6 protein-coding genes and 1 pseudogene are annotated in these 12,358 nt (G+C 59.6%); 3 read left to right on the top strand and 4 right to left on the bottom strand.

Annotated elements, in window-relative coordinates:
• Window positions 1-28 precede the first annotated feature (28 nt).
• A complete protein-coding gene (locus ACN0S5_RS11855) occupies window positions 29-5,677 on the top strand; it encodes an SIR2 family protein (RefSeq protein WP_417208487.1) in 5,649 nt (1,882 codons plus the stop codon).
• 351 nt (window positions 5,678-6,028) lie between these two features.
• Window positions 6,029-6,193, top strand: a pseudogene (locus ACN0S5_RS11860) (transposase); the annotation flags it as partial.
• A 159-nt stretch (window positions 6,194-6,352) separates the two neighbouring features.
• Here ACN0S5_RS11860 and ACN0S5_RS11865 read toward each other — a convergent pair.
• Both ACN0S5_RS11865 and ACN0S5_RS11870 read right to left on the bottom strand, forming a co-directional pair.
• Entirely contained in the window at window positions 6,353-7,816 is a 1,464-nt protein-coding gene (locus ACN0S5_RS11865; protein ID WP_417208630.1) for a hypothetical protein, read from the bottom strand.
• Window positions 7,813-8,961: a glycosyltransferase family 4 protein gene (locus ACN0S5_RS11870; RefSeq protein WP_417208488.1), complete on the bottom strand. Its 1,149-nt coding sequence runs from the start codon at window positions 8,959-8,961 to the stop codon at window positions 7,813-7,815. The genes ACN0S5_RS11865 and ACN0S5_RS11870 overlap by 4 nt, the downstream gene beginning before the upstream one ends.
• 152 nt (window positions 8,962-9,113) lie before the next feature.
• On the opposite strand from ACN0S5_RS11870, the gene ACN0S5_RS11875 reads away from it, so the two are divergent.
• Window positions 9,114-10,337: a glycosyltransferase family 4 protein gene (locus tag ACN0S5_RS11875; RefSeq protein ID WP_417208490.1), complete on the top strand. Its 1,224-nt coding sequence runs from the start codon at window positions 9,114-9,116 to the stop codon at window positions 10,335-10,337.
• Here the strand turns inward: ACN0S5_RS11875 and ACN0S5_RS11880 are convergent.
• Window positions 10,334-11,218, bottom strand: a complete 885-nt coding sequence (locus tag ACN0S5_RS11880) for a sulfotransferase family protein (protein WP_417208491.1) — start codon at window positions 11,216-11,218, stop codon at window positions 10,334-10,336. The two genes, ACN0S5_RS11875 and ACN0S5_RS11880, sit on opposite strands and share 4 nt — an antisense overlap.
• The gene (locus ACN0S5_RS11885) at window positions 11,215-12,285 is read right to left on the bottom strand and encodes a glycosyltransferase family 4 protein (protein WP_417208492.1); all 1,071 of its coding nucleotides are present in this window, start codon (window positions 12,283-12,285) and stop codon (window positions 11,215-11,217) included. Before ACN0S5_RS11885 ends, ACN0S5_RS11880 begins: the two co-directional genes overlap by 4 nt.
• Between the last annotated feature and the right edge of the window lie 73 nt (window positions 12,286-12,358).

Consider the following 12,358-nt stretch of genomic DNA (forward strand, 5'->3'; position numbering starts at 1 on the left):
TAATTGAATTAATTTCGCGGGGTGTATCATGTGGACCCATCTTCAGCCGCATCTGAAATCACAATTGACAAAGTCGTCAATCTCAAAACGGGCGCGTGTGGAAGTTTTCCGGAGCATGAATTTAAGACGCCTGATTGCCTTCACCGGGTCTGGCGCAACCAGTGCCTTCGGCCTGCCGGATTGGGACGATCTTGCGCGAATTTTCGTCGAGGAAACCCTTGCGGAGCTCGACGTGGTGGGCGGCCGCGGATCGAGGTCCAATGACACCTTGCCGCCCGGCGGGCTGGTGCAAGAACCGTGGCCGGACGAGATATTTGAGACGGCCCCCATTCTTGCGCAACTGGCACGATTGCTTGGGAAAGCAGACTTCAAACTGTCAACCGCGGATTGCTGCCTGGATCTTGCGACCGAGGCGAACTACCCCGACGACAAGACTGTCGTCATGGATCTTTGCGAAGAAATCCTGCGGCTTCTGCCGGATGATCCCGAAACTGGCCAATCGCGATTGTTCAAGGTCCGCGCCGAATTCGCCCAGCACTTTCGCAAATCGACCTTTGGGTTGCTGGAGCGCAAGTGGACCGGGACATTTGGGGCCGGGGCAGATGGTCGGAAGGATAAGACGACAGATGGAGACAGCACTTCCGAGATAGAGCCGCTTTTGGAGGACATTGTACGCGAATTGGCGCGCGGTGACGACGGACCGAAACTCTCATTGTCACCCGATTTGCTGCTGGTCGGACTTGTGCACTGTCTCAAAAAAAAGTGTGCAGAGGCGCAATCTGCCGCTTCGACGGCAATCCAGCGCTTGTTGAAGGAAGGGAGCCAACAAGCCAACGGCAAGAAACCCTTCGGCGCACTGTCCGAAATGGATATGGGGCCGCTTCTGGCACCTTGCGATGTCGCAGGTTCGTACAACATCTCTGACGTGTTGACGCGCGAATTGAAGGTCGGACGGATCGCGACGCTGAATTACGATGTTCAAATTGAACGTGCCGTCCTGCGACGGACGGGCAACTTGCCGGGGGTGGATACCGACGGCTTTGCCGATTTGTGCAAAGACTGGAAAACCGACCGCCCCCACACCAAGAGACTGGTCATGGAGAATTTGCTGGAGCGGGGGGCGGTATCGATAACCCTCGGGCAGGGCAATGTCGGCGACATCGTCAATTTCTCGGCCTATTCGCGGCAATTCGGGCATCAGGTGCTTCATCTGCACGGACGCTTTGACGATGCGGAAAACATCGTCCTGACAAAACGAGACTACGACCGGCTGTACATGATGAAAGCTGTGCCAAGGATGATCTTTCGCGAAGCGCAGGAGATGCTCTTTGGTGGCAACGACATACTGATCCTTGGGATCGGGATGAGCGAAGATGACGTGGTTCGCCCGTTCCGACGCTTGATGGCCCGGCGCGACAACGAACGCGCAAACACGCGACGGATATTTCTTCTTAAAGCGCGCGCCTATTGTGAAAAATGTCCTGACGATGGCAATTGCGAACACTGCAACCGAAAGGACGAGACCGAAACGCTCAACAATATGATGCGCTATCAGATCCACACCCTGTTGTTCGGCGGGCCAGTGTGGCGGGCGACGATGTCACGGTTCAAACAAGCCGAGACAGCTTGGAAAGGGGCCAAGACATGTGCGGATGGTATCAAGGCGATCACGTCTCTTGCGGAATTCATGGAAAGCGACGCGGCATGCCTTCACGTTGATGGCCGTGACCTGAAGCTGTTGCTACCTTGGGAGATTTCTTGTCTCAAGGTGCTAAAGAACAAAGATGCCACCCTGATCGGCTTGTTCGCCAAAGACGCCGTGAACCTGATGCTCAAGGAACTGAAGGGGCGGGCGATGTCCCGAGCACTGGTTCTGGAGCTCAAGTCACTTAACAAAGACAAGGGTGAGTGGTGGGATGCGTGGCGACGGTCACCATTTGAGCGACGGGCGATCTATAACCAATACGTCCCGGAAGATCAGGTGAATTCGGGCAAGAATTACCTTTGGGTGCGCCATTGTCCAGCCACCGTTCCCATGTTGAAAAGCGCCGAAGGGTGGACTCAACTCAAAGCAGCGCAGGAAATCGCCAGAATTGCGCACTCCGAACAACGGCTCCAACATGTAGCGGGGAAACTACGGCGATCTCGGGTGCTGCGTCTCACCGCGCCGCGCGGAAGCGGAAAAGGATCGTTGATCCGGTTATTGATGCACCAAGAAGCGCAGAATAGCCTGTTCCCGCCCTACTGCAAAAACCACGCGCGTTATGAGGCTGCCTTCATGGCGCATCAGAGTTTCTCGATGGAGTTTTCGTCGGTTGCCAAGGCGCTCACCCGGTTCCTTGCCCGACAGGCGGCTGAGATCATGCTCCGGGAAGTAGATGAGAATGGGAATTCTCCGGAAGCGAAAGAAACACAAGCGGCGCTGAACGCAATTGTTGAAACCGAGTTGTCGGAGATTCCGGGCCAAGGTCAGAAACCCCTGAGCGGTCGGGAAATTATTCGTGAGTTGCCGCCTGCTGATTTGCGAGTTCTTGTAAATGAAGCTGGCGGCGGATTTCTGAAGAGACTGAGGGAAAGCGATTGCATCACGGAATCCGATAAGCAGATTTTGGTGGCACGAAGGCTATACGTGGCGCGGCGCGAAGATGAACCCCGACTCGTTGCAGATCGGCGCGCAATCTCTGCCCGAGATCTGCAAACTGAGGTGGTGCGACAGCATCGACTGGAAGTCTTGCGGTCTGTGATGAAAACGCTTGAAACCCTCTGCCAGAACCGGGCAGAGCGGCTTTTTGTCTGTCTGAGCGGATTGGATCGGATTTGCGACTCCAAGGGCGATGCCCGCAACCCCATGCATCGGGCCTTGTTTCGTTTGCTCTGCGGCACCACCGACCGAGACAAGCCCGATCCCGATCCACCTATAGACTATTTGTTCATCGCCGGACAGCCGCAAACACCGATCGCATTCTTGAGCGAAGAATACAATCCCGGCGGGTCAAAGAGGACACTCGCCACCGAACACCAAAAGGCGTACTCGAATGAGACACGTACCAAACGGTACTTAAGAAAATGGTCGGAATTGCCCGCTCCGACATGGAAGGAGCGATTGCTCTTATCCAAATTTGATTCCGCAAGCCATATCGAGATGAATGACGAAGACTTCTCAATTCCTGCGCAGGCCTTTTTGAAATGGGCAAGGCAAAAGACACCGGATCGCACCAACAACATCTTTGACGAATTGCACAGCACGCGAGAGATTTACCGTGGTCTATGGAACAGCGTTGCCCTGACCTTGATTGTCTTGTCGGGCTGGAAACGGCTGGCAGAGGCACGCATGGCTGAGGTCCCAAACGTTGCCCAGGATATCGCAACTCACCGCGCCTGGTTCCGCGCGTATATCGAACCCCTCGATCGGGCCTATGCGCGCGATGGGGCACAAGGTGTGCTCGCAGTCGTGTTGGCAGAGCATGAACGTCTTGACCGGGCAGATCCGGCCAAATCGCAAACCCCGCCTGCCCCCGTGACGCAACCACACGGTTCCGCGACGCTCGATCCCGCTCTCATTCGTCTGGTTCTTCGGCATCTGGTGTTGTTTCGCCTGCCGGTCGAGATTTGGGTACTGATGGGATGCCCCTTGATTTATCGCCATTTGCGGGAAGCTTTCAAAGAAAAGTACCCCGGTAACACTCAAAAGCCGTCCGAAATGTATCGGGAGCGGGCCTTCATTCTGGAGATGCTGTCCTTCAATCTGAAGGAGTTGTGCGGCCGCTGTCTGGTGATCGAGATCGAGCCATCGCAGAATTCGGAGTTGGGTGAGGCAAAGCGCGAAGACGAGGAACGCAGACTGCACATGCGCTACGCGCTGCACGCTGGCCTGCGGGAACATTTCGCCTATCACATGCAGTTGCAGATATCGGACGAGGGCGACCTGAATCATCATCAGATGTCGGTTTTCTGCGACCAGCCACGCGACTTGCCGACGCCGCGGTCAGCACATTTCGAGATGATCCAGGAGATCGTCAGCCACATGATCGAGCGGTGCCGGATCATGCTGGACGCGACCTATCGGACGACGTGGTCCGGCAAGCAGTACAAGCGCACAAGGTGGGATCCACACCTGTCGGAAATGGGCGGTGAAACAAATGCCGACGAACAAACGACCCGCGCGTACAGACGTGCGGCCGAGCATGTATTCTTTCCTTTCACGAGTGAAGCCAGCGACGAGGGCCCACGACTCGACCCGGAAGGTATCGCCGGGTCGATGGGGCAGATCCATGCGGTTCCGCAACGGTTGCGGGCCTGCTTCAGTATGCTTCAGACGGCCTTGACCGTTGGGTCTCTTTCGCGGCTCGACACGGTTCACCTCAAACCCGGCGACGAGCCGCCGTTCGAGACATATCGCGGCTGGCTGCGCGGTCTGTTGAATGCGGCTGTGGGGCTAGAGCGCAATCGGGACGAGCTTGGGCTATTGCTCGACGGATCGGTGTTCAAGACGGCTTCGCTCCCCAGCGGCAGCGACACGATCGGTGCCTTGGGATTGACACGGCTGAAAAACCGGATCGCCGATGCCAAAGTCAGTTTGAGTGCTCAGCGACAAAATGAACTCGACTTACTGCTCAACGAAGTAAAATCCGGAATGCTGGCGGTCTGCAAACAGGCCTGTATGCGAGGTTTGTTTGAACGCCAGACCACAAAATACAAGGTCCTTCGCCATCCCTTTTACCGTGATGAGATCGCATGGCTGTACAATGAACGCGGATTGACCAGTTTCATGCAGGGACGGCTGTTCGATGCAATCCCGCTGTTCAAACAGGCGAGATTCATTATGGCGCATGCGCAGACGCCCCCGTTTGATTCAAAGGCATACAATGCGGCCGAGCGGCGGATAAATTTGAATCTCGCGCTCGCCTTTATAGAGCGTGGCAAGATCGGCATTGCGCGGCAAATGCTCAATGAGCTGGAGGTTTCATTGCGCCATGTCAAGCGCTCGACCCCAAGCAAGGTGCATGGTTTTGCGCGCGGATATTTGGCATTCTGCGATCACCTTAGCGGCAGTTTCGAAGGCGCATTGAGCGAATACGAAGCCTGTCTGAGAGGATTTGTCGAGCGGCGCGACCTGCGGGCGGTTTCTATATTCCATCGCCTGATGGGCGATTTGTACTTTCGCACCGGGCAATACGAAAAGGCAAAACCCAGTCTTGAAATGGCGGTGAATTCGGCCTCTCAGGCAGAACAGAGGGACGTAGAAAACCACGCTCTCTTGAGCCTTGCGCTTTTTGAGATCGAAACCAACAAACAGGATCTCGCTCAGGGGCGGATCCGGCGTGTTCTGCATTATGCCACGCAGATGGGTCTCTATCGTTTGGAAGCAGAAGCGCAACTTGCCGAGGGCAAGCTGAACATGAAACGGGGGGAACTGGCCCTTGCGGCAGAGGCGATTGCCCGGTCGATTGCCATGAGTTCCCGGCATGGATTGCGCCTGATCAAACTGAGTGGATTGGTAGCCTATGGGCAGATCCAGTTCACCCGTTCAGAGTACGCGTTGTCACAAAGTGTTCTGGAAGAAGCCAAGCGCGAGGCAGAAACACTGGGCTTCCAACTCGAAGCCTCCGAAGCGGCCGATATCCTTGCGGGAATATCGCCATTGTTGACGGAAACCGACCGCGCTTCGACAGGATGACATCACCGCCGCGGTGAGGGAGGCGGCTGATATTTGACTTTAGGAATAATAAGCCGTCTGACTTTCCGCACATTTCCGCGGGGCGACTCGTGGGTCTTTTGGATAGCGAACTGACGTCCTTGTCCCTTGAGACGATGACGAATTTCCGTGGTCTTTGAAGCCTTGACTGTCTCTATGGCCGCAAAGGTCGGAGTCGCTCCGGCCGTCGCGGTTCGACCCTTCTACAAAATAGTGCAACATGTGTTTGCCGGGCAGGTCACATGTGCCCCTCCGGTGCAGGCGCTGTAGGGGCAGGACCGGTCGAATTTCGGTGGATTATGTCACGCATCATGCTGAAAACAGGCGTTGAACATGTCTGACCTTTTCTGGCTGAGCGACACGCAGATGGCGCGACTTAAGCCCTTTTTTCCCGCGTCCCACGGCAAGCTAGGCGTATGCCAACGTGTTCAAAGTGCTGTTATATTTACCAATCGCAATGGGTTGCGGTGGCGCGATGCGCCGACGGACGGCGCGCCCGCATCCCCGGTCGAATGCAACGCAAAATTCCGGCCAACAACCACAAGCGCCGATACAAGCTGTGAAAGCGCCCCCCTCTTGACCGGGCAGCGCAAGGCATCGCCGGGCAGTGATCGAGAACGGGGCACCTCCCTTTGGCCGGATTGTCCTCCGCACCTTTTACGGCGACTTGCGCAAGAAATGCCGATAAACCCGCCTCAGCGGTCGGCCAATGCCCAGAGCCATCAGGCCACGGATCACCCTGCGCCGCAGACGCAACAGCGCAAACTGAAACCTCAGCGACACCAATCGGCCCTCTGCTGTATCCGACGGCGAAGCCAACAGGGGTTTGATGCGCAACAGGTCTTCGCGATCCTGCCCCGCCAGCCGCCGGGATTTCAGCGCCGCCACTTCGGCCAGACTAAGCCATGTGATCCCGTCGTATCGGAAATGCAGGGCCGGATCCTGAATCAGATCGCCGAATGCCGCATCATGGCCATTGGTGTCGTGATGTTCGATCGGCCCCGATGGCAATACGCCATCGGCAATTACATCGACATCGGACGGCGGGCGCAGACCATACAGGCCCAGCACCATTCCCGTATCGACCGCCAGACTGGCCGGCCCAAGGGCGTTGCCCTTCATATAGGCCTGTAGCGATGCGATATTGTGGCGGGTCTCGGCAAAAGCCATCGGATCGCCATGGGACAGAAAATGCCGCGCGGCGGGGTTCAGAAGCAAATGCGCGATTTCGACGGCTTCTGCCTGTGTATCGGTGATGTGGATCGAGCTTTTGTCGATCCCGTACAGCCTGCGCACCTCGGCCTTGAGCGCGACCCTGTCCCGGCGTGTCGGGGCGTCGAAAATCAGGACCCGCAGAGGGTCAGGACCGTTGAAACAGGCCATCAGTTTGCGCCGGATTCCGGGAAAGTTCTCTTCTGCCGGACCCAGCCAGGGTTCGTCCCGATACACGCGGGAAAGCAACAGATGCCCTGCCTTCAGCGACAGCTGGAGGGAGCGACGATAGACCAAAGGCCCCATCAGCCGCGCGGCCTCGCGTTCCCGGCCCCGTGCGGCTGGCCAGAGCAGGGCCACCGCGACATCGGGCATGGCCTCGACCATGCGGACCGCTGCGGCGTCCAGATCGGATTGCGCCATGCCGCGCCGCGCGAAAAAATCATAGTCGAAATGCACCGGATCCAGCCCGGTTTCGACGGCTGTGACCGGCTTGCCCAGCGCCAGTGCTACGGCCGAGCGATGGCCCGCGTTCAGCAGGCTGCCGTCCCCGGCCAAAGGCACCAGACTCTTCGAGGCATCGAATCCATGCGCGCGCATGTCCTGCAACAGCCCCGCGAAATCGGATCGGAAACGCGCAATGCCCTGTTTGTCGGGGTTGCCGGGTTCGGCCATATCCGCCAGCGAAAAGGCGGCGATGTGGTCTTGGTAAATCCGTTCGGCAAACTGCGAACGGGCCCCCATACGGGCATCCAGCCACAGCAGTTTGAACCCAAGATCGAAACGGTTCCATGTCGGGACGGGATCCAGCGTGCGCAGCGCGAAACCCGCGTCCTGTTTTGACATGCGGCGCAGCAGGAACGGGTCGACCCTGCCCTCAAGCTCGGCGAAACTGGCGTGGCCGGTCATAGCGGGTCGCTGCCTTGCGCCGCCGCGATGGTCACCAACCGGTCGATCAGATGGTTGAAACCGCGTCTGCCATCAAACGCCTCCTCCGCGCGACGGCGCGCCGCAGTGCCCATCCTCCGGCGCAACGGCGCATCCTCGATCAGGCGGCGCAGCGCTTGAACAAACCCGCTATCGTCGTCGGGCTGGACCAGCAGCCCGGTTGCTCCATCCGACACCAGATCGGAAATACCAGCCAGCCGACTGGCCACCGATGGAAGCCCGGCCGCCGCCGCCTCCACCAGTACGAAGGGCGACATGTCGAGCCGGGTCGGCAGGCAAAAGATATCCATGCTGGGCATCACCTCAGAGATCAGCCTGTCATGCGGGATTGGTCCGTGAAAGGTGACATGCGGCCCGTTCGGCGGCCTTGACTTGCGATCTGTCGAAACGATGTGCAGATGACAACGTCCGTCCAATGGGCCTTCGACCCATCGCGCCAGCCGGTGCGCGCCTTTGCGCTGAAGGTCATTGCCGACGAACAGGATCTGCGGACGATCCCGCGCGGGCTCTCGGCTGCATTGATCGGGCCAACGCTCGGGCCAGTTCTCAGGCCAGTTCTCGGGCCAGTGCTCGGGCAGCAGCGTCGGCGGTTGCACGGTGATCCGCGACTTCGGGATGTCATAGTCGTCCTGCAAGGAGTCCGCGGCCCATTGGCTCATCGGGAAGACATGCGCCGCCGCGCGGCACAGCCGGGCCTCACGCTGGCATTCCACCTGTCCCCAACCGGGCAACGGCAGATCGCGGCTCAAACCGGCCCGTGTAGCGTCAAGGGCGATCGTGAACGGAACCCGCGCGGCCAACAGCGCTCCGGCGGGCCAGTGCGCCGCCAAATGCACAACGTCGGGCCGCAGGCGCGCCACCGCTTGCCTGATATCGTGTCCCGACCGTCCGGCGAACAGCTGGATCGGATCGAACGGACGCAATCGCCGCCCCAGCGGACCGTCGGCATGACGCCGCGCCAGTTGCATGGCCCAACGACCGGGCGTGCGGTACAGCACCGTGCCGTCGACATCTTGGCGCGCCGCCAACACGGTTTCAAGTTGCCGTGCATAGGTGCGCCAACCCAACACCGCATTGGCGACAAAAAGAATTTTCGGTTTCGTCATGGGCTCTCTGGCGCGTTTGCCGACACGCGAATTGCCGGAGCAAAAAAGCTTCTACCGTCTCGCGCGGCCCGTCAAGTTCATCTATTGAGGGTTGGGTATCGACCCGGCACCGGACCGGGACCGGACACAGGCGAAAGCGCGGACCGACGGACATGACCGACAATATGAGGCATGCGCTGATCGTGGGGGACTTCGCCGATGTGACCGGGGGGCAGGCCAAGGTCGCGATCGATACGGCGCGCTTGCTGGCCGATGCGGGCATCGGGGTCCGTTTTCTGGCCGCCACCGGCCCGGTCAGCCCATTGCTGGACCATCCCAATATATCGGTGACCTGTCTGGGGCAGCACAGCTTGCTGGACAATCCCAGCCGCCTGCGCGCCATGCTATCGGGCCTTTGGAATCGCGCCGCGGCGCAGGCGTTGGAAACCGAAATCAAACGGCACGACCCGCGCAACACGGTGCTGCTGTGCCATGGCTGGGCCAAGGCGCTGTCGCCCTCCGTCGGCCCGGTGCTGGCCGCAAGCCGAATTCCCGTGCTTTACACGATGCACGAATATTTCCTTGCTTGCCCAAATGGCGGCTTCTTTGATTATCGCGCCGGAGAAATCTGCACCCGAAGGCCTTTGTCCTCGGCCTGTTGCCTGCGTAATTGCGATGCCCGCCACGCGACGCACAAGGTCTGGCGACTGGCACGGGCCGCGATTGCACGCGGGCCCGGTCACCTGCCACGGGGGCTTCGCGATATTGCCTTTATCTCGCGCACCCAGCGCGATGTCATGGCGCCGCATTTGCCATCCGGCACATCCCTGCACGATCTGCCCAACCCGGTCGCCGCACATGGGCCGCCGGTCGATGCCGCACAAAACCGCGATTTCGTCTTTGTCGGTCGGTTGGCGCCGGAAAAGGGCGCCGCGATCTTTGCCAAGGCCGCGCAGCTGGCGGGGGTTCGGGCGGTCTTTGTCGGGTCCGGGCCCGAAGAGGCAGCCGTGCGGGCCGCCAATCCCGACGCGGAGATCACGGGCTGGCTGGCCCCCGAAGACGTCCAGACCCACCTGTCGCGGGCGCGGGCTTTGGTCTTTCCGTCGCTTTGGTACGAATGTCAGCCTTTGGTCCCGATCGAGGCGCTGTTGCGCGGCATCCCCGTCGTTTGTGGCAGTTGGAGCGCGGCGCGGGAAGTTGTGCAGGACGGCGTAAACGGCGTGATCTACGACCGTCCGGATCCTGAAACACTGGCGGCGGCCATCGGCACGGTCGATGCGTTGGACCGGTTCGACAGCAAGACGCTTGCGGACGCGGTCTCTCCAGAACGGCACTTGGCCCGGTTGACAAAAATCTGCAACGGGTTGCTGCAACGCCATGCGCAACAAGTCGGCTAAAATTCCCAGGCCGACAGATCAAGCGCGTATTCCGTGGCAAGCCGGGCATTGGCGGTCGCAAAGTGACGCCGCAGATCGGCCTGCACCCCGGAGTCGTCGGCCCGGTCCGGCGCACGGGTGTTCGCCCGACGATAGAACCGCCTCGCCCAATCATAGAGCCGTCCCTTGGGAAGATGGCCGCGCAGGGCGATATTGAGCCTCTGCAAGACGCGGTTTTTCGGGACGTAGCTTTCGTTTTCGACCGGGAATGTGTGGCTGCGAAAAAACTCTGGCGACAGGTCGCACCATTCGGCGATTTCGTGCACCAGCCCCATTGGATCGTCGCGCAGGCGGTCAAAGGAGCAGACCATCATCCGGCCTTGCCCCAGCTTGGCGCGCCATGGATCAAGCCAGCGGTTGTAATCTGCATAGTCGAGCGCACGAGAGGCAAGTTCGTTGCCGCCAAAATCATGCCCGCCCCGGCGCACAGTGTCGACGAACTCAGAAAAGCCCATCGCCTCGGGAATGTAATCCCAGGTGTTGCGATAATAATCATAGATCGACCGGATCTGTGTGGCGGGGTCGCGCACCACGAACAGGCACTTTGCGTCAGGCAAGGCCGGAATATGCGTCAGCGCCGTGCGGCTGTAGATATGCGTGGGGGTGCCCTCTACCCTGAGCCGCGTTTCACCCGTCGGGGCGGGAAAGGCGTGATGAAACCTTTCGATCCCGGTTTCGGCGTTGAACTCGGGCCTGTATACATGGCTTTCAGGGTCGGCAAAAAAGCAGGTTTCCTTATCGGTCGAGCCCTGAATTTGCGGGTGGTGAGCCAGCCAATTGAACAGCGACGACGTCCCTGCCTTGGGCACACCCGCCAGAAAAAGAACAGGCGTACCGCTCATCGCGACACCAGGTTCTCAAGATGTCCTGCCATCTGGTTGGCAAAGCGATCAATTGTGAAACGGTGCTCATAGCTGGCACGGGCCGCCCCGCGCATCGCGCGCAGATCCGGATGGGTCAGGCGGGCCAGACAGTCGGTCAGCGCGTCTGCATCATGCTGAAAGACTGCGCCGGTCTCACCCGGTGTCACCAGTCCGGCCATTCCGCTACGATCCGCCACAAGAACAGGCGTGCCGTTGCGCAGCGCCTCGGGCACGATCAGGGGCAGCCCCTCCCAACGGGATGGCACGACCAATGCATCGGCGGCGCGGTAATAGCCGTCAATCTGGTCCGGTGCAGCCCACCCATGCCAGGTCACGCCATCGGGAAGGTCGGGCACGCGGTCGCTGCGCACCGGCCCCCCCACAAGGTGCAAGTGCAGATGACGGTTGCGGACACGGGCGCGGGCAAAAGCCGGCAACAGCAGATCCAGCCCCTTTTGCCGGTCAAACCGGCCGACAAACAGCAAATGGACCGCGCCGGGCGCCTGGGCCGGAAACGCCGCGACTTCGGTCATGGCGGCACTGTCCGGCACGGCATTTTCCACCACCACATGGCGGCCTTTGTACCCCAGTTGGCGCGCCAGGTCCGCGTCGCCTGAAGAGACGTTCACAACCAGATCGGCAAGCCCGCAAAGCCGCCCTTCGACCGTCCGAACAATGCGCCCTTTGACAGAACCGGGCCGGTAGTTGCTCACCGCCCAACAATGCGCGCAGTAAACAGCTGGCGACCGGTCGCCAATCATCCGCATCACCAACAGCGGCAACAGCGCAAAGGTGCTGTTGAAGAAATAGACATCAGGCTTGATCGACGCCCTTACCCGTCGGAATTCGGAAATCATTGCGCATAAGGCCCGGACCCCGCGCCTTTGCCGTCGAAAGGTCCAGATGCGGTCGCGATAGGTCAGCACATCGCTGTCTTGTTCGGGCAGCAATACGGCAAGGTCAAATCCGGCCCCCTCGATCGCGCGCAGACTGTCCTGAAACCGCCCGACTCCGCCCTTCGCGGTTTCGCAGACGCTCAAAACCAAAAACGATTCTCGCCCGTCCTGCAATTCTCGGGTGCGGCATCCAAATAGTCGCAACTTAAAGTTGCCGGTGGCG

Origin of the sequence: Antarctobacter sp., assembly GCF_048262615.1 — a bacterium.
Classification (GTDB): domain Bacteria; phylum Pseudomonadota; class Alphaproteobacteria; order Rhodobacterales; family Rhodobacteraceae; genus Antarctobacter.